The organism is Vibrio satsumensis, from assembly GCF_050337435.1.
In the GTDB taxonomy this organism is placed as follows: domain Bacteria; phylum Pseudomonadota; class Gammaproteobacteria; order Enterobacterales; family Vibrionaceae; genus Vibrio; species Vibrio satsumensis.
Window position 1 is genome coordinate 222,511 of the sequence record NZ_JAKJSX010000005.1, and the last position, 18,729, is coordinate 241,239.

11 protein-coding genes and 1 pseudogene are annotated in these 18,729 nt (G+C 43.5%); 4 read left to right on the plus strand and 8 right to left on the minus strand.

The genetic code is table 11. The features are described from left to right. The first annotated feature begins 84 nt into the window (after window positions 1-84). Window positions 85-2,076 (plus strand): transketolase, encoded by a 1,992-nt coding sequence (tkt, locus tag L4C44_RS06830; protein WP_428804669.1) that lies wholly within the window; start codon window positions 85-87, stop codon window positions 2,074-2,076. A gap of 95 nt (window positions 2,077-2,171) precedes the next feature. On the opposite strand, the gene L4C44_RS06835 is transcribed toward tkt, so the two are convergent. The 3 genes and pseudogenes from L4C44_RS06835 to L4C44_RS06845 all read right to left on the minus strand — a co-directional run. Further along, window positions 2,172-2,720 carry a hypothetical protein gene (locus L4C44_RS06835; RefSeq protein WP_428804670.1) on the minus strand — a complete coding sequence of 183 codons (549 nt, stop codon included), beginning with the start codon at window positions 2,718-2,720 and terminating at the stop codon, window positions 2,172-2,174. Between the two features lie 279 nt (window positions 2,721-2,999). Next, the gene (locus L4C44_RS06840) at window positions 3,000-4,562 is read right to left on the minus strand and encodes a methyl-accepting chemotaxis protein (protein WP_428804671.1); all 1,563 of its coding nucleotides are present in this window, start codon (window positions 4,560-4,562) and stop codon (window positions 3,000-3,002) included. Between the two features lie 166 nt (window positions 4,563-4,728). Further along, a pseudogene (locus tag L4C44_RS06845) lies at window positions 4,729-5,133 on the minus strand (Lrp/AsnC family transcriptional regulator); the annotation flags it as partial. A 409-nt stretch (window positions 5,134-5,542) separates the two neighbouring features. Here L4C44_RS06845 and L4C44_RS06850 point away from each other — a divergent pair. Both L4C44_RS06850 and L4C44_RS06855 read left to right on the plus strand, forming a co-directional pair. After that, window positions 5,543-5,860 carry a hypothetical protein gene (locus L4C44_RS06850; RefSeq protein WP_285953671.1) on the plus strand — a complete coding sequence of 106 codons (318 nt, stop codon included), beginning with the start codon at window positions 5,543-5,545 and terminating at the stop codon, window positions 5,858-5,860. Window positions 5,861-5,915: 55 nt separating this feature from the next. Further along, window positions 5,916-8,672, plus strand: a complete 2,757-nt coding sequence (locus tag L4C44_RS06855; RefSeq protein ID WP_428804672.1) for an immune inhibitor A domain-containing protein — start codon at window positions 5,916-5,918, stop codon at window positions 8,670-8,672. 238 nt (window positions 8,673-8,910) lie between these two features. Here the strand turns inward: L4C44_RS06855 and L4C44_RS06860 are convergent, their stop codons facing one another. Next, window positions 8,911-10,086, minus strand: a complete 1,176-nt coding sequence (locus L4C44_RS06860) for an MFS transporter (protein ID WP_428804673.1) — start codon at window positions 10,084-10,086, stop codon at window positions 8,911-8,913. 282 nt (window positions 10,087-10,368) lie between these two features. Between L4C44_RS06860 and L4C44_RS06865 the strand changes: the two genes are divergently transcribed. After that, window positions 10,369-11,259: a LysR family transcriptional regulator gene (locus L4C44_RS06865; RefSeq protein WP_428804749.1), complete on the plus strand. Its 891-nt coding sequence runs from the start codon at window positions 10,369-10,371 to the stop codon at window positions 11,257-11,259. A 94-nt stretch (window positions 11,260-11,353) separates the two neighbouring features. Here the strand turns inward: L4C44_RS06865 and L4C44_RS06870 are convergent, their stop codons facing one another. The 4 genes from L4C44_RS06870 to L4C44_RS06885 form a co-directional block, all read right to left on the minus strand. Then, entirely contained in the window at window positions 11,354-16,327 is a 4,974-nt protein-coding gene (locus L4C44_RS06870) for an ATP-binding protein (protein ID WP_428804674.1), read from the minus strand. Continuing rightward, window positions 16,320-17,345, minus strand: coding sequence for an HD-GYP domain-containing protein (locus L4C44_RS06875; RefSeq protein ID WP_146490800.1), 1,026 nt, complete (start codon window positions 17,343-17,345; stop codon window positions 16,320-16,322). Before L4C44_RS06875 ends, L4C44_RS06870 begins: the two co-directional genes overlap by 8 nt. A gap of 201 nt (window positions 17,346-17,546) precedes the next feature. Beyond that, window positions 17,547-18,521 (minus strand): DHH family phosphoesterase, encoded by a 975-nt coding sequence (locus L4C44_RS06880; protein ID WP_428804675.1) that lies wholly within the window; start codon window positions 18,519-18,521, stop codon window positions 17,547-17,549. Between the two features lie 8 nt (window positions 18,522-18,529). Beyond that, window positions 18,530-18,664 carry a hypothetical protein gene (locus tag L4C44_RS06885; RefSeq protein ID WP_428804676.1) on the minus strand — a complete coding sequence of 45 codons (135 nt, stop codon included), beginning with the start codon at window positions 18,662-18,664 and terminating at the stop codon, window positions 18,530-18,532. Window positions 18,665-18,729: the final 65 nt, after the last annotated feature.

Consider the following 18,729-nt stretch of genomic DNA (forward strand, 5'->3'; position numbering starts at 1 on the left):
ACTCTCACCAATTTCAAATAGGGGAACGTTCAGTTCCCCTACTTTTATCAATTTGTTTATCTTAATTTTTATTCGGAAGTTTCTATGAACCGCAAACATCTAGCTAACGCTATTCGTGCTCTAAGCATGGACGGCGTACAACAAGCAAACTCTGGTCACCCTGGCGCACCTATGGGTATGGCTGACATCGCTGAAGTACTTTGGCGCTCTCACCTAAACCACAACCCAGCAAACCCAGAGTGGGCTGACCGCGACCGTTTTATCCTGTCTAACGGCCACGGCTCTATGCTGATTTACTCTCTGCTTCACCTAGCAGGTTACGAGCTTTCAATTGAAGATCTTAAGAACTTCCGTCAACTTCACTCTAAGACTCCAGGTCACCCAGAGTACGGTTATGCACCAGGCATCGAGACGACTACTGGCCCTCTAGGTCAAGGCATCACTAACGCTGTTGGTATGGCAATGGCTGAGAAAGCGCTTGCGGCACAATTCAACAAAGAAGGCCACGACATCGTAGACCACTACACTTATGCATTCATGGGTGACGGCTGTCTGATGGAAGGTATCTCTCACGAAGCATGCTCTCTAGCGGGTACGCTAGGTCTTGGTAAGCTGGTTGCTTTCTGGGATGACAACGGTATCTCCATCGATGGTGAAGTTGAAGGTTGGTTCTCTGACGATACACCTAAGCGTTTCGAAGCTTACGGCTGGCACGTAATCCCAGCAGTAGATGGTCACGACTCTGACGCTATCAACGCAGTAATTGAAGCGGCTAAAGCAGATCCTCGCCCTACTCTAATCTGTACTAAAACAGTAATTGGCTTTGGTTCTCCAAACAAAGCAGGTACGCACGACTGTCACGGTGCACCACTAGGCGCTGAAGAAATTGCAGCAACACGTAAAGAATTAGGTTGGGAGCACGGTCCTTTTGAAATTCCGTCGGAAGTTTACTCAGAGTGGGATGCGAAAGAAGCAGGCGCAGCTAAGGAAGCAGCGTGGAACGAGAAACTTGCAGCTTATGAAGCAGCATACCCTGAGCTGGCAGCTGAATTCAAACGCCGCGTAAACGGTGATCTTCCTGCAGAATGGGAAGAGAAAGCATCGGCAATCATCGCTGATCTTCAAGCTAACCCAGCAAACATCGCATCACGTAAAGCATCTCAAAATGCACTAGAAGCGTTCGGTGCTATGCTACCTGAATTCATGGGCGGCTCTGCTGACCTTGCGCCTTCTAACCTAACCATGTGGTCTGGTTCTAAGTCTCTTGAAGCAAACGACTTCTCAGGTAACTACATCCACTACGGTGTACGTGAATTCGGTATGACAGCTATCATGAACGGTATCGCCCTGCACGGTGGTTTCGTACCATACGGCGCAACGTTCCTAATGTTCATGGAATACGCTCGTAACGCTATGCGTATGGCAGCTCTGATGAAAACTCAGAACATCCAAGTTTACACGCATGACTCTATCGGTCTTGGCGAAGATGGTCCTACTCACCAACCGGTTGAGCAGATCGCTTCTCTACGTCTAACTCCAAACATGAGCACATGGCGCCCATGTGACCAAGTTGAGTCTGCAGTGGCTTGGAAACTGGCAATCGAGCGTAAAGATGGTCCTTCTGCACTTATCTTCTCTCGTCAAAACCTTGCACAACAAGATCGTGACGCTGAGCAAGTTGCTAACATCGCTAAGGGTGGTTACATCCTGAAAGATTGTGAAGGCAAGCCAGAGCTTATCCTTATCGCAACAGGTTCTGAAGTTGAACTAGCGGTTAACGCTGCTGCTGAATTAACAGCTGAAGGTAAGAAAGTACGCGTAGTTTCTATGCCTGCAACCGACGCGTTTGATAAGCAAGACGCTGAATACCGTGAGTCTGTACTTCCATCTGACGTTACTGCTCGTATCGCAGTAGAAGCTGGCATCGCTGACTTCTGGTACAAGTACGTTGGTTTCGGTGGCAAGATCATCGGTATGACAACGTTCGGCGAATCTGCACCAGCAGGTGAGCTATTCAAGATGTTTGGTTTCACTACTGAAAACGTAGTAAACACAGCGAAAGAGCTTCTAGCTTAATCTTGAAGACACTGTCTCGCCTTTAAATGGGTTGAAGCATACTGAAAGCCCCGCATGAAAATGCGGGGCTTTTTTGTATCTTTGCGCTTTAGCCGTTAAAACGTAAACCGCGCACCCACTCGAATCGTATTCTGCTTTAGGTTTTTGCTATAAGTATGGTCATATCCAGCGTCGACAGCGAGCCAAGAAAGAATATCAACCGAACTCACAATCCCGAAGTTATTTAGACCATGTTGATAGGTATCTGAATAGCGATAAAAAGGTTGCAGTGACCAACGATCATTGAGTGATACGACCGCCCCCGCCTCACCAATAAAACCCTCATCGTAATTTTTAATGGTCTCTCGATCACACGGATCCCAAATGGTGTCATTACGGCACGAAGAGCGTCTTTCCGGTCTTACCCAATTCACACCACCAGAGGCATACAATTCAACTTGTTGGCTGACAGAATGGTACAGACCCAAGTGAATAGATAGGTCAGACAATGTCGTTGAAGAGCGTGTCGTCGCGGACGAATCAAAACCTAAGAAGAAAGCATCGTTTAATGCATAGTTTCCACCGAAATAGCCACCATAAAGTTGCTTACTTCCTGAGTTATTGTAGGCACCATCAAAGTAATCTTGAAAGCCATCGTCACTCACCCTCGTATTCTGATACCCCGTATAAAGGTAATTCGATCCTTTTGAGGCTATACAAGGAGCACTAATAAAACTTAAGCAAATGGTGGTAACAATAAGGGGGCGCATGCTGATGCTCTGTCTTTTAATTGGAATATGGGAAGTGTAACTTAATCACAATTGAACGATGTTTTATTTTTGTTTCAAAGCTTTTCTAACCGCCACTTTTCACCTATGAAAAAGCCCTGCATATTATACAAGGCTTTCTGTTAAGTCTGATTCAGATTATCTGTGGCAGCGATTCTATTTTTCTTCGAAGCGCTTCGCCAGTTGGTAGAACTCATTCACTTGCTCTTTTAGCTCTGTTGAATGATCTTTAACAGAATGTGTGGCAACCAAGTTTTGTTCTGCGGTCGATGCGATAGATTGCATGTGAAGGTTAACTTCACTCGAAAGAGTACGTTGCTTGTGAGCTGAGTTTTCAACAGACTGCATCAATTCGTTCATGGATTGCATTAGGTTTTCGACTTCAGACAAGCGCTCTGCACTCACCTTCGCAACATCACCACATGCGTCCGTTTGCTCACGGTTCGCCAGAATATCTTTTTGCCAGCCTTCAATTGTTGCCAGCATGGTATCAATACTCTCTTTGATCTGAACCGTAGCCTTTGAGGTTCGACCCGACAACGCGCGCACTTCGTCTGCAACGACAGCAAAGCCTCGTCCTTGCTCGCCCGCTCTAGCCGCTTCAATCGCAGCGTTCAGTGCCAACAAGTTGGTTTGCTCGGCGATTCCACCAATCTCTTCCATTATCTTACTCACGCTCTGTGCTTGGTCGCTCAGTTGGTAAGTCGTTTGAGTCGCCTTTTCAGCCTGAGAAGCTAGGCTCTCTAAGTTTTGATGAGTTTGATTAATGCTTTCTTTAGCGCCAGCGCAGGTTCGCAAAGTCACATCAACAATCTGGTGTGCTTCTTCTGTGCGAGAAGAGACCTCATTTGCGGTTACTTCAACCTCTTCAGTCGCCTCTCGTACTTGAAGAATGTCTTTTGTTTGCTGATCTAAGGCTTCTGATACTTCATATGACGTGGCATTTAAATTATCTGCCAAATCTTGTAATGGCTTAGCTGAATCTGTCATACGACCCAGTACAGTGCGAATACGTGCAGACAACAGTTTTAAGTGAAAATCGGCAACAGAGAACTGACTATTACCTGAATAGACAAGGCGACTAACACTATCGAATTTCGATTGCAGCTTTTTTAACTGCAGTGGAGTATCAATGAGCTCTTGTCGGAAAAGCAGTGCTAATGTTGAAACTGGAAGCAAGCTCAGAAGCCATTGCGACACTTGCCCTACTTCGACTAGGTTTGAAACCAGAGGTGCAGCCAAAGAGCCTAACAAAACTGCGTAACGAACACTGTCACTGATCTGTAATGACCATTGGCGGCCAGATTTCTCAGCTTTCAATAAGCCTTGGTAGGCCTTATCTGCAATCTGCACCCACTCATTCTTCGGTTTAACACGAACAGACTGATAACCACTCACCTTGCCGCCCTCGTAGATTGGGGTAACGTAAGCATCGACCCAATAAAACCCACCGGATTTGGTTTTGTTTTTTACGATGCCACGCCACGCTTTACCTTGTTTTAAGTTGACCCACATATCTGCAAAAGCGGCTTTCGGCATATCGTTATGTCTTACGATATTGTGGTGTTGCCCTAGCAATTCTTGTTGGCTGTATTCCGCTATGCGACAAAAAGCATCATTACTGTACGTAATCACACCTTGTAAGTCAGTGGTAGAGACAAGTTGTTCGTTTTCGCTTAGAAGCGTTTCACGAGATTGAGAAGATGAGCTGACAGTCATTATATTAACTTAGGTTAATTATTATTTTAGGCGAGGAATATATACAATTATTAAAGTTATGACAAAATGTGAACGTCACATTTTGTGTAAATGCCTGCTATTTATACAAACAATAGCTAAGTACCTCACAAAGCTAATAACTTCACATATCTTCTCAAGCTAACAGTCACGACTCATCTAAGTTTACTGCAGTGGTAAACTTCACGGTTCTCATTGAGACAGATGTATGGAATTTACGAATATTCAGATCTTTGCGCAGTACTCGCTCCACAAAGTCTTCGTAGGCTTGAATGTCTCTGACCGTCACAATCAACATGAAGTCAAAGCTGCCTGATATCTGATAGCACTGCGTGACCTCTTCTGCCTTTGAAATAGAATGGCGAAAGATTTGGTAAATATCCCCTCGGTCACGCTCCATTTCCACGAATACAACCAAAGTCATCTTACTGCCAGTCAGTTCTGGGTTGATGATAGATACATCACCAACTATCACGCCCTCTTCTCTCAGCCGTTTCACTCGCTTTAAGCAAGCAGGCGGTGACAACCCGACCAACTCTGCTATTGTTAAATTTCACGCCCTTGAAACACTGAAAACCATTCTCAGCACCCTAATTATTGATATTTCGAGTGAAAATAATTTGAGACTGGATATTTACTAAACACTCAATTATTACATGAATTTTTTTAACACCGACAATAAAACATTCATTTGATTAATTATAACCCCACGCCTTACATAAAGCGCTCTGAAGCATAATAACCATTTACCCAATACTGATATTAAATATTAACACTATCAGCTATTAATGCACCCAACCTCACTAAATAACTAACAATAATATAAATAACAATCCTTATTTGATATTAACTCTTAATGTTGAAACCGGAACGGATAATTATTTGTAATGATTATTAGTTTSATTAGTTAATTTTATAAATATATTTTGTTGCATAATCAAAACTGATGGCTTGATATAAAAATGTCACATAAAACAATGGCTTTAATGGTTTTATCTTTTTCCTCACTGTCACAGGCTTCCACCTTTGAGAATGATGAATTGTTACTCAAGTCATTGATTGAAAGAGGCGTAATCTGTCCTGGCTTAACCTATGAAGACAATCAAAAAGCTTTGCGTATCTATCTCAACGCTAAAAAAGTAAAGAGCACTCAGTTTGATTCAAAAAATATAAAAGAGACAACCAACACAAAAGAAATAGAAAGTACGAAACATACAGCAAACACACGTCAGTTAAATAAGACACCACAAGAGTGTATTAGGCCAGACTCGGACAGCTGATTCGAATAAGGCAGTTGATACTGATATCGACATGGAAATATAAAAAGGAAATATAATGAAAATGATGAGAAAAACATTGTTGGCTTCAGCAATGCTTACTCTATTTAGCGTCAGTAGTTATGCAAAAACACCGATTGATTTAGGCGTTGTTAATGAAGACAAACTTATCGAAATGCTAGTTAGACAAGGCTTAGTCGATCAAGATGCAACCGATGTTGCAAAACACGATGCTCTTGACCGTTACTTGAAAAATAAGATCAATTCCGGTTTTAAAGGCGATGCTCAATTCGGTAAAAAAGCGCTAGAACAACGAGCGAAAATACTCAAAGCCATCGAAAAAGGGTCTGGCGTTAAAAAAGCAAGCGTATTTGCTTTAGAGCTCGGCACCAAGCGTACCGATAAAGTACTGGCTCTATTGGTCGATTTCCCTGATTTGAACTGGGATGACAACAAGCTGACCGAAGAGCACACCCAAATGCTCTACGAGAGCTACAACCCAGAACATTATCAAGAGTTGTTGTTTTCAAACTCTGGCTACACAGGGCCAAACGGCGAAAACCTAATCTCGATGCGTCAGTATTACCAAAGCGAATCGGGTGACAGTTACAGCGTTGCAGGTCAAGCTGCTGGTTGGTATCGCGCCTCTAAGCCTGCATCATTCTATGGTGGCAACTCACCAACCACCGACAACGATCTCAACGCACAAGAACTGGTTCGTGAAGCACTGAATCAATTGGCTCAAGATCCTAGTATCAACCTAGCCGATTACGATATCGAAGATCGTTACGATTACGACGGTGACGGAAACTTCCGTGAACCCGATGGTGTGATTGATCACCTAATGGTGTTCCACGCATCTGTTGGCGAAGAAGCCGGTGGTGGCATATTAGGCCCAGATGCTATCTGGTCTCACCGATTCAATCTTGGTCGCACACATGTACTTGAAGGCACCTCTAGCTCTCTTCCTGACCGCTTTGGTGGCCAATACGCAGCATTTGATTACACCATTCAACCGATTGACGCGGCAGCGGGTGTCTGTGCTCACGAGTATGGCCATGATTTAGGCCTGCCAGACGAATACGACACACAATACACAGGCAAGGGTGAACCAGTATCTTACTGGTCAATCATGTCCTCAGGCAGCTGGGCTGGTCAAATCGGTGGCACACAACCAACAGCATTCAGCTCTTGGGCAAAACACTTCTTACAAAAATCGATTGGCGGTCGTTGGATTAACGATGATCAAATCTCGATTGATGACCTAGAAGACAACCCACAGGTTTATACGCTGTTCCAAACGACGGATAACAGCCGTCCGAACATGATTAAAGTGGACCTTCCAGAAAAACAGATCGAAGGTTTAAAACCGTTTGCTGGTGAGTATTCGTTCCACTCTCAAAAAGGCGATGACCTGAAAAACAGCATGACTCGTAAGTTGGTGATTCCAGCGGGTGATTCAGCGCTGCTTTCGTTTAAAACTTGGTACGAAATCGAGAAAGATTACGACTTTGCACGCGTGCTCGTGAATGGACAAGCCATTGCAGGCAACATCACCTCAATGGATGATCCATACAATACGGGCCTAGTCCCTGCGATTGGTGGTGAGTCTGGCGGTTGGATTGATGCTGAGTTTGACGTTTCACAATGGACAGGCCAAGAAGTAGAGCTTTCGTTTGAGTACATCACAGATGGTGGCTTGGCGATGGAAGGTTTCTATCTGGATAACCTTACTGTGGTTGTCGATGGTGAAGTGACTGAGATAGACGATGGTGAAAACAACTCCACCTTCGCCCTTAATGGCTACAAACTGAGTAATGGATTCCATCAAGCTCAGCACTACTACCTACTGCAATGGCGCAGCCACATGGACGTTGATGAAGGCCTAGCTAACATCAAACGCATGGGTCAATTGATGTCATTCGATCCGGGTCTGATCATTTGGTATATAGACGAATCTCTTACCGATAACTGGGTTGGCAAGCACCCAGGTGAAGGTTGGTTAGGTGTTGTAGACGCAGACCAAAACGCCATGGTATGGGAAAACTCAGGCGAAATTGCTCAAACACGCTACCAAGTTCGAGATGCTGCGTTCTCACTCAAAGATCATACCCCAATGCGTCTTGTGAACAGCGACAATGATGTACTTAAAGATACCAGTTTGCTTGGCAACGCTAGCTTCTCTGACGACCAAGACTACACGTCTCCTCAAGCGCCTGATTCAGGACGTATCCTGACGCAGTTTGGCTTAGCCGTTGATATTTTGAATCAGAGTAACGACAACGAATACGGTGTGGTGCGCTTATCTAAAGTAAGCCAACATAACGTCGCCCCTACTGCGAACTTCGAGCTCAATGTTACTGGCCTGAACGTTTCTTCACGTAACTTCAGTTCTGATCAAGATGGTGAGATCATCAGTTATCTATGGGACTTTGGTAACGGCACAACAAGCAACGAAGTGGCACCTACTTGGTCTTACGAGCAAGCCGGTGAATACACGGTTAGCTTGACCGTTGTTGACGACAAAGGTGCCACTGGTTCATTCAGTTCTGTAGTGAGTGTTGCATCTCCAAACGCCCTACCGGAAGCAAATGCGAAGTACATCCACTTGGGACGCTGGGTAACCATGTGGTCAACAAGCTCAGATAGCGATGGTCGTATTGTTGATACCGAGTGGACGCTTCCAAATGGAAAAGTAAAACGAGGTCGCACATTCACTTCTATCTTCCCTTCATACGGAAAACACGAGGTGACCTTGAAGATAATCGATGACCAAGGCGGGATTACGACGAAGACCATTATGGTCGACCTGTAAGTTGCTCCAACCTCAAGTCATTGAAACAAGTACGTCGCCAATAACGTGCGTACTGATAAACCAAGCTTAAGTACTGTTGTCATAGGATATAAGCCAAGACAGCAGTTTTAAGAAAACGTTATTATTTAAGCCGTAAGCAAAAGCCCTACCGACATGGTAGGGCTTTTTATTTGTCTGTATTCCAAGGAATCGTAATTTGCTCGCAGCAATAGATTTACTGATTCACACTCGATACTCGTTATACAGGCTGCTTTTGAATACGTGATTTACGTGCGCTGAACGCGAACAGTAAGATAACCGCTAACACGAATGGTAATACGTAGATATTTAGGTTCTGCCACCCTGCGGTCGATTCTAGCCAACCAGAAAGCATGGCTGTAATAGTCACACAGCCAAAGACAATAAATTCATTAAACGCTTGTGCCTTAGCTTTATTCTGCGATTGGTAAGACTGACTAAATAGCCCCGTAGCTGCTATGAACATGAAATTCCAACCGACACCCAACAGAACCAAAGCCGCTCTGAAGTGCCAAATCGATTCTCCATGAATGTTGATCGCGATGCAGACAACAAACAGCACTCCTCCTGCTAGGATCATCATTCTTGACCCAAACTTCTCGATGAGAGAACCAGTAAAGAATGCAGGTACAAACATGCCCAGCACGTGCCACTCAATGACGCCCGCCGCCTTGGTAAAGTCAAAACCACAGCCAATCATTGCCAATGGTGTTGCTGTCATCAAGATATTCATCACCGCATAAGCGACCATTGCAGCAAACACAGCACCGATAAAGTTGGGCGCTTTCACTATTACACTAAGAGGATCGGATTTAGGAGCCTGACTATTAAAAGAGACCTTAGGAAACTGAATGGTTTGTAACAAGGCCAAAGCTAAGATGTTTAGGCCGATCAGCGATGCAAAAGCACCGATGTACAAACCATCTGCTGACCATTGTTGAGACATGATCGCTAAGTTAGGTCCGAGTACCGCCGCCAATACTCCACCAGCCATTGATATTGAAATCGCACGGTGTCTCGCATTTTCGTCACACACTTCGATAGCAGCAAAGCGATAAAGCGTACCAAAACCAATACCTATTCCGAGCAAAAATGTGGCGAAGCAAAACAGATAAAAATGTTGTTGAGATAACGCGTAAGTAGCCAGGCTTGCTCCGGTAATGCCAACCACATTACCGATACTAAACCCTCGTTTTCGTCCTAACTTACCTGAAATTAAAGACGCAGGAATGGTGGCTGCCATTAAACCCAAAAACTGTAACGCAACAGGTAGAGTAATCATGCTGACACTGGGTGCAATCTGTTTGCCTATCAAGCCAATCACCGAGATCAGTAATATGTTCCCCGTCATCAATAAGGCCTGACACAGTGAGAGCAGCCAAACATTTCTATTCATCTTCGTTCCTAAATATGAGCACAGTGGGTCACTAGACCAAAAATCCAACAAAGTCGCAACACTTTGTTACGTGTGATGAATTCAAGTAAATGGCCATTCTCTTGATAACTCGAACAATATTCCACCAAAGATACCGTGTTCTTCTCGGCTTGACGTTCTGAACGTTGAAATTATCATGACTTAAGATAATAATAATTTTTTGTTATTCATAAGCTTTGTTGTTCATGAGCTTTGCTACTTAGAAGCTCTTTGATTTATGAGCTACGGAATTTAAAGGTGAGTATGATTAATCCACTTTGGCTCAATACATTTAAGACTCTGGTTGAAGTTGGACATTTCACCCAAACCGCAGAAAAGTTGTACATGACACAACCAGGAGTGAGCCAGCACATCAAGAAGCTTGAACAAGCTTGCAATTGTGACCTGCTATCTCGGGAAAATAAAAGCTTCGAGCTGACCGAACAGGGTCGGATTATGTATCGCTATGCGCTCAAGCTAGAAAAAGACCAAGAAGATTTATTCGAATCTCTGAGTTTTGATAATCCTTATGCTGGACAATGTCACCTGTCTTGCTCTGGTTCACTCTCTTTACGTCTGTACCCCAAGCTTCTTGAACTTCAGCAGCTACACCAAGATCTGAGCATTAACTTAGAAGCGGCTCCAAACAAAAAGATATTGAATGACCTGATCCAAGGCACCACCGATATCGGCATTGTTAGGCACTCCCCAAACGACAGTTACTATCAGAGCCAAGTCATTGGTAAAGAAGCACTCTGCCTCATCGTTCACAGCAGTCTGGCTCACTTAGAGATAACACCACAAGTACTGCACGACATTGGCCTTATTGCGCATCCAGATTCTGCTCACTACCTGTCTTTGTATTTCGATCTGTGTGGAGACAAGGATCTCGCGAACATCAACGTTAATGAAATACCAAGATCTGGCTACATCAATCAGCTTCACCAGATCTTGCTGCCAGTATCGAAAGGGCTTGGGTTTACGGTTTTACCTGCGGGCGCTGTAGAGCATTTTCCAGAACGCGATAAGTTGTATGTTGTCCCGCCAAAAGTGGAAGTTGAAGAAACACTGTATTTGGTTCAGAAGCGGAACCGAAAACTACCACACAGATACAACACAGTGATCGAGCTAATCAAACAAAACGTCAGTAATTAGTTCGGTACAAATAGACTTAAAGCCTTTAGCTAGTCGGTTATTTCGCTGTAAGAGCTAAAGGCTTTAATGTTGAAGTGATATTTATAAAAGACCGCTACTCAGAAGCGCCAAGCCCCTCTTTAGCTCCTTCAAAGTCGTAGTTATCTAACGCACTTCGAACATCTTTAAGAACAACAGAATGCGGATACTGTGCCTGTAACTCAGTCACATATTGAGTTGCATCGTTATCATAAGCCTCGAGCAGTGATAACAATTTAGTGCGCTGCTCTTGCGTGATAAGAGGTGAATCTAATGCTTCATCACTACTTAGCTCGGTTTCCTGAGTACATGCCGCATCAGCGTCTTCAGCGCAAGGCATATCAAAGCTGCTCCCGAGCTCTTTAATCAGCTCAACTAGCTCAAGTTCACCTTGTTTAAGATCCTGCTCATTACACGCCTTATTATGAGCCTTGTGTTCTAAATCACTGAGTCGTTCAGCTAATCGTAATCCACCAATCGAAGCAGCCATACTTTTTAAAGTATGAAGATTACGCTCTAACGTTTCCCAATCGCCTTGTACTAAGTTATCAGAAGCTTCCGACATCGTATCTGGCGCGCCTTGGCAGAACCTATTAAGCATCTTGGCTTGCAGTCTCACATCATGATAAGTCAGTTGCTCAAATCTCGACTGAGAGAAAATAGGTGGCTCAATTGAGGCATCAGAGTTTAATCCCGCACTCTCATTAGAATCATCAGTCTGTTTCGTATGTAAAGACGAGTCAGATGGCGCTCGACCTTCGACTAGCACCTCAGGAACAATGTACCTCGTAATCAAAGCCATCGCTTTATCAATAACAATTGGCTTATCCAAGAAGTCGCTTACACCCGCTTCCCTCGCTCGTTGTTTCGCATCGGCAAACACATTGGCCGACATTGCAACAATCGGTACATCTGTATCGAACTCGCGAATCAAACGGGTTGCTTCAAAGCCATCCATAATTGGCATTTGAAGATCCATAAAGATTATCTCGTAGTCGTTACTTTGAGCTAATTCCAGCGCTTCCTTTCCGTTTTCAGCAAGATCCGCATTCAATTTAGAACGACTGAAAAATGCTAAGGCTAGATCTTGGTTCAGCTCATTGTCTTCAACCAATAGTACTCTTTGCCCTTTGAACTCTATCTGATAATCCAACTGCAGCTCTTGGGCTTTAAAGTCGGCTAACTCATCCGCGCTTGCTCGTGGCAATGTCAGCACAAATGAGAACTCGCTGCCCTGCCCGTCAACACTCTCCACAGTAATTTGACTGCCCATCGCGTGCACTAATTTCTGGCTAATGTTAAGCCCAAGTCCCGTACCACCGAACCGACGGGTCGTTGTGCTATCCGCTTGGCTAAAAGCTTCAAACAGCTTGTGAAGATTCTCATCCGAGATGCCTATCCCGGTATCCATCACACTCACCTTCATGGTCAGGCTGTTATCGCTAGACTCGACAAGGTCCACAGTTAATGCCACGTTGCCTTTTTCCGTAAACTTAATCGCGTTACCAACAAGGTTAAGAATGACTTGGAACAACCTCAATGGGTCACCTCGCAACGGCGAGTCTAACTCCGGGTCAATAACCATCGACAAATTGAGTTGCTTCTCAGCCGCTTTCGACTCCATCAGCTCAATCACATCATTAAAGGTCGTCACGGGGTCAAACGGGATGTTATCAATAACAAGTTGCCCTGCTTCTATCTTAGAGAAATCAAGGATGTCATTGATTATGCTGAGTAACGAATGACCTGAACGATGCACTTTTTCGATATAATTTCGAGCAACAGGATTAGATATTTCGCCAATCGCCAGATAAGACAAGCCAATAATGGCATTCATTGGCGTTCTTATCTCATGGCTCATATTGGCTAGGAACTCAGATTTAGCTTGGCTCGCCAAATCGGCTCTCTTTTTCTCTTCTTCCAATTGTTCGTTAAGGTGCTTCATCTCAGAGATATCGAATGCCCAGAATAGCGTGGCTACTTCACCATCCAACTCAAACAAATAGTAACTGACTAACGCAACAAAGCGAGTACCATCAGACTTCCTAAGTACCAACTCTCTGTTTTCAACCTTACCATTGAGGCTAAGCTCATTATGTATTGCGTCACGGACATCTAAAGAGTCGTGAATAGAAACGACGTCGATAGAGGAGAGTACTTGGTCTTCAACCCCAAACAAGCGCTTCGCTGTGTCGTTCGCATAACGAACCTTCTCTTCAAATACGACAGCAGCGGCAATTGGGGAGCTATTTAACATGTTATAGAGCTGTTCTTGAGCCTTCTTAAGTGCATCTGTTGCATCATTGGCAATACTAATTTGCTTAGCAAGTTTTCGATTCCAGAAAACAATAAGCAGAACGATGAGTAAAGAAAAAACGGAGATAGTGTAAACCAATTCGTAATCGACTCTCTCTATCGCTTTTGGCGCTGCCCACTTCGCTGATATCTGTTGATGCTCTTCAGCAGAAATACCCTCAATCGCTTTATTTACAATAGTAAAAAGCAAAGGTTGAGACTTGGTGACATGTAAAGTTGGTGAGAGGAAAAAATCGAGTCGACCGATAATTCCAATCTCTCGGTGACCAAATGAGTCAATGAGATAGTTGAGGACATCGACCGTATCGATCATGCCATCTAAGGTTTTATTATCTAATCTGTTGAGCCCGTCTTCCGTAGAATCTACCTTTACCCATTCAACTTTCGGGTACTTATCTAAAATCGCGTTAGTATTTGCCGCATTCTTCAAGATGCCGATTTTCCAACCATCAGCTTCTTCAAGTACCAAGCTACTAACGTCTCTTCTCGATGCAATGGCCAAACGACTTGAAAACAAGCTTTTAGCTGCTTTGACGTTATCCCCTAACGAGCGATTTTCTTGAGCAGCAGAGACCAGATCCACCTCATGATGATCAACCAAGCTTCGAGTCTCAGACCAACTTTCAACGTTTACATGGTTAATACTTAACCCTGTTTTTTGCTCAATAAGCGTTAAATAATCGTCAATCATCCCGATATACTCTCCGGTATTTGATACCGCCTCATAAGGGAGAGAGTTTGGATCGATACCTATCCTCACATCTGGGTTATCTTTGATCCATTGTCTTTCTTTTGGGCTTAAATTTAAAATCTCGCCAATTAAATTGTTTGCTTGATACACATCTGCGATATAGCGTTTGGCCGATTCACCAAACGAATCAAACTGCTCGACCGCGGGAAAATAAACGTGGTTTCGTTCTAGTGATTTAGTATCAAAATAGAAAGTCATCGAACCAGAGTTGGTACTCCCTCCCTTGGTTCTATAATTCGCCACCTTGGTGACTGATGAAAAGTGAGAGGTATTTTTCTTCTCTCCATATTCATCAACTAGGTTGCCTATGTACCAAGATTTGATCGGGCGACTATTGTTATCCGCTTGTGCGGTGATCACCTGAAAAGAACTGTCCGTGTCGAAAATTTCAAACACTTCCATCAACTCTTCAAAGCGGTCATTGACGATAAAATACGCAGATATTTGCGCGATAATATTCGCTTTTTTAAGGACTTGGCTTAAATCACTCTGCACCTGCATCTCGATAATTTGGTTTAAGCCGTCATCCGCCTGCTTAAGCCTTTTAATCGCGGCATTGAAACTATCTCTGATTTCTTCACTCTTAAAGTCAACATAGATCGGATACTCAATCTTATAATCGTCATGTAACGTTAGCTCTGCCATTTCGATAAAACGAGTATTGGTGATAAACCATTCCAGTACTCTGCGTTCAACCATTAACAGGTCAACATTTTGAGCCCTAAGCTGTGAGAATGCCGATTCAAGATCTTCGTAGTCTTCGACACGATCAATGTCTAACTTGCCCTTCAATACTTCAACAGAGTTTTTAATTGGGGAGGTCTCGTCAAACAGTAGCGCCCCCAATGACAACTCTTTTTGGGATTGAAGGTTAAGTTTGCGTCGAGCGAGTGAAACAGGAACAAACTCAACATTAAGAACGTTATCACTTAAAAAGTGCACATTAGGATCATCAAACTGAACACCAGAAACAAAGGCTATAGAATTATTGTTATCGATGGCCTTTCTAGCGGCGCTAGGAGGAAGAGTGACAACGTCACCTAGCTTATATCCCATATCATTAAGTGCACGCTGAAGAATGTCGTGTTCTAGCCCGACTGCGGTGCTGTCTGGGTACATATACGGAGGGTTACCAAAGCCGAATACGCCCTTTAATGGCACTCGATAAGGAGAACTGTCTAACCACTTTGATAGAATCTGGTTCTTATTGTCCACATCGAAGGTTTCAATCTGCTTGTTTATTAGCGTCAGCAGCTCTGTTTCATCGGTTCGGACCACCATTGATGCTTCTAACCTTTTCCAGTGCTCCAGAACATAATTGACCGCTAAATCATGAACACCAATTTTTTTTGCCAGATCCATGGTGGTGATTGGCTCACCTACAATGCCTTCAACATCGCCTTCCCCTAAAGCTCGTACCGCATCAATAACATTTTCAAAGTCGACTCTCTCAACAGAGCTCAACCTCACTCCTGCGCGCTCCAAATCAATGTTTTCATTAACCATGGCAATACGACGCTTATGATTTTGATCTAAGTTAGTATCAATCTTATTGTCAATAGGAACAATCACAGCAACCTGATAAGGAATATACGGTTCACTCGCAAGAAACCGTCCACCTTCACTAGGGTCAAATTGCTGAAATGGGAAGATATCTCCTCGTCCATCTAACAAGGCTTCTTTCGCCTCAACACGAGATCCCACGCTGATAAATCGAGCATGAACACCAAACCTATTCTCAAGGTCTAATGCCCAATCTTTTATGATCCCAGACACTTTTCCGTCATCATCAATAAAGGAATATGGGTAATGGTCGGTAAGGGTAATAAAAGTTACGGTTGGCTTATCTGCTAACCACTGGTTTAGTTGGGCGTCCGTCGCTTCATCAGCATGAGCACTACGAATAAGCAGTGGCCACGCCAATAGCACGAGCACAAGAGAAACAACAAAACGATATAGCGACGACATTAAGCGCTCACTCATCTTTAAACTTCTCTTTGATACTTAATATTTGAGGTAGGTTTTCAAACAGTAAATCGACAATTCGAGGGTCAAAGTGTTTACCTTTTTGCTCTTCAAACAAAGCGAGCGCTTCATCGACACTCCACGCTTTTTTATAAGGACGCTCTGCCGTCAGTGCATCAAATACATCAGCCACCGCAGCAATTCTTCCTACTAAAGGAATTTCTTCACCCGCGATCTGGTTTGGATAACCACTGCCATCCCATTTTTCATGATGATACTGCGCGACTTGAATAGCCATTCGCATCAACTTGGAGTCGCTCTGTCTTCCAAGGATCTCAACACCATACTCGACATGCTTCTGCATGATGGTCCATTCGTCGACGTCCAATTTACCAGGCTTGAGTAACACACTATCTGGAATACCAATCTTGCCAATATCGTGCATTGGAGCCGCGTCACGCAGGGTTTCAGCATCTTCGTCTGTCATGCCTAACGCCTTAGCTAATATTTCGCAATAATGGCTCATACGCATTACATGCATGCCGGTTTCATTATCTTTAAATTCAGCCGCCCTACCCAATATGTTAAGGGTCTCTAGCTTACCCAGATTGATCTCTTGAGTTTTCTCTTTCACCTGACTAAACAACGCACGTTGCTGGTCATAAAGAGCAATATGGGTTTTTACACGTTGTAGTGCAATTTCAGGTGTAATTGGCTTCGTTAAATAATCAACAGCACCTAAGGACAAGCCTTTCACTTCAGCTTCAGGGCCAATCTTCGCGGTAACGAATATGATCGGTATATGTGCCGTATTTGGCTGAGCTTTCAGCTGACGACATACCTCGTAACCATCAATGTCAGGCATCATGATATCAAGGAGAATAAGATCTGGCTGAGGAACCATCTTAGCTATTTTGATACCGATGGTGCCATTAATCGCGACCTTTACTTGATAAGTATCTTTGAGTATTGCAGTTAACACGTCCAAGTTGCTCGGGGTGTCATCCACGACTAACACTATAGGCTTACGACTCATTGATACCTCATATAAAAATCAAACAGTTATAATCATAGTGTAGATGGCTTTTCGTACCTCTCAACATGAAAAAGACAAATGTTTGTTAAAAATGAAGGATAGATCTTCGAGTGACATCAAACTAACGGTGAGTTGATATGCATGTCAAAAACTCGGCATACATCAGTTTGAAGTGAATCAGATAAAAACAATCGTTTAGATTCAACAAACAATCAATTGAGGACGAATCAGATCATAAATAAAACTCTGTTCATTAGAATGATTAAACACTTGATTAACAACACCACCAGCCATATGCGAGTGTCCTCCACCAAAACCAACACCCGTATCATTCAGCGACCTCTTTAACACCTTAGCCACGTCATTCTTGGGACATTCAGAGCGTAATGAAACGAATGTTCTCTCATGGCTACGGGCACTCAACACAACAATATCTATTTCATCAACGGTAAGTAGAAAGTCACCAAGTACTCCCAGCATATTTTTGGGGCACCCTTCTGGTAAACTCCCAAATGCACAATTTCCGTCTTTCCTAATAGACTCAAACATGAAATCAAATAACTTCAATTCTTGATATTCGATTTGGTTACGACAAATACGATTTACCATATTCATATCGGCACAGCTTTGAAGTTGAAAGAGGGCTTTGATATCAGCTTTGTTCATTGCTCGGGTAAAATTTGCCGTATCGAACGTTAATCCAACAAGTAAAGCCGTTGCTACGCGCTCGGGAATTGGAAGCTCGTAATGATTAAAGTACTCAACCATAATGGAAGCTGTTGCGCCATAGTTAGGTCGAATATCTGAAAACCAAACGAAACTGGGTGCTATAACCTGATGATGATCGATCACACCAACTTCTATACCCGGTAAATCGGTAACGTTTTTTTCACCAATACAGCCATCCACAACAATGATTTTATCATTGGGTTTTAGATCTAACTGGTGTGACTTGACTATGGGAATATCAAGCCACCCAATCAAATTATGTAAAGAAACACGGTCAATAAAGCCTTGATAGGTAATGAGTGGTTTAAAACCCTTCCTCCTAAGTAAATAAGCGAGAGCAAAAGCGGAGCCTACCGCATCATGATCAGGAAAGTCATGAGCTTGAATGATGATTCGTTCACAATCCTTTAGGCGTTCCAGAAAATCGTCAAATGAGAAAATAGACATACTTCACCTTAACCTTTCAGTTTTTCTATTGTATTGAGAACAGCTTCAGTACCACTATCCAGTTGACTAACCATCTCATCTCCATACTGAATTCCAATAAAAACGCCGATAGCGCCCAAGAGAAGTGCAGCAATTTTTAACATGAGAACACCAATACTTATAAATATAGCGAATCAATTGAGCTCTAAAAGCAAGCCCCCCAACTCCT

Coding starts and splice junctions, on each gene's coding strand:
- L4C44_RS06850 (WP_285953671.1), top strand. CDS start 5,543: ATGTCACATAAAACAATGGCTTTAATGGTTTTATCTTTTTCCTCACTG.
- tkt (WP_428804669.1), top strand. CDS start 85: ATGAACCGCAAACATCTAGCTAACGCTATTCGTGCTCTAAGCATGGAC.
- L4C44_RS06880 (WP_428804675.1), bottom strand. CDS start 18,521: ATGTCTATTTTCTCATTTGACGATTTTCTGGAACGCCTAAAGGATTGT.
- L4C44_RS06860 (WP_428804673.1), bottom strand. CDS start 10,086: ATGAATAGAAATGTTTGGCTGCTCTCACTGTGTCAGGCCTTATTGATG.
- L4C44_RS06885 (WP_428804676.1), bottom strand. CDS start 18,664: ATGTTAAAAATTGCTGCACTTCTCTTGGGCGCTATCGGCGTTTTTATT.
- L4C44_RS06875 (WP_146490800.1), bottom strand. CDS start 17,345: ATGAGTCGTAAGCCTATAGTGTTAGTCGTGGATGACACCCCGAGCAAC.
- L4C44_RS06855 (WP_428804672.1), top strand. CDS start 5,916: ATGAAAATGATGAGAAAAACATTGTTGGCTTCAGCAATGCTTACTCTA.
- L4C44_RS06865 (WP_428804749.1), top strand. CDS start 10,369: ATGATTAATCCACTTTGGCTCAATACATTTAAGACTCTGGTTGAAGTT.
- L4C44_RS06840 (WP_428804671.1), bottom strand. CDS start 4,562: ATGACTGTCAGCTCATCTTCTCAATCTCGTGAAACGCTTCTAAGCGAA.
- L4C44_RS06870 (WP_428804674.1), bottom strand. CDS start 16,327: ATGAGTGAGCGCTTAATGTCGTCGCTATATCGTTTTGTTGTTTCTCTT.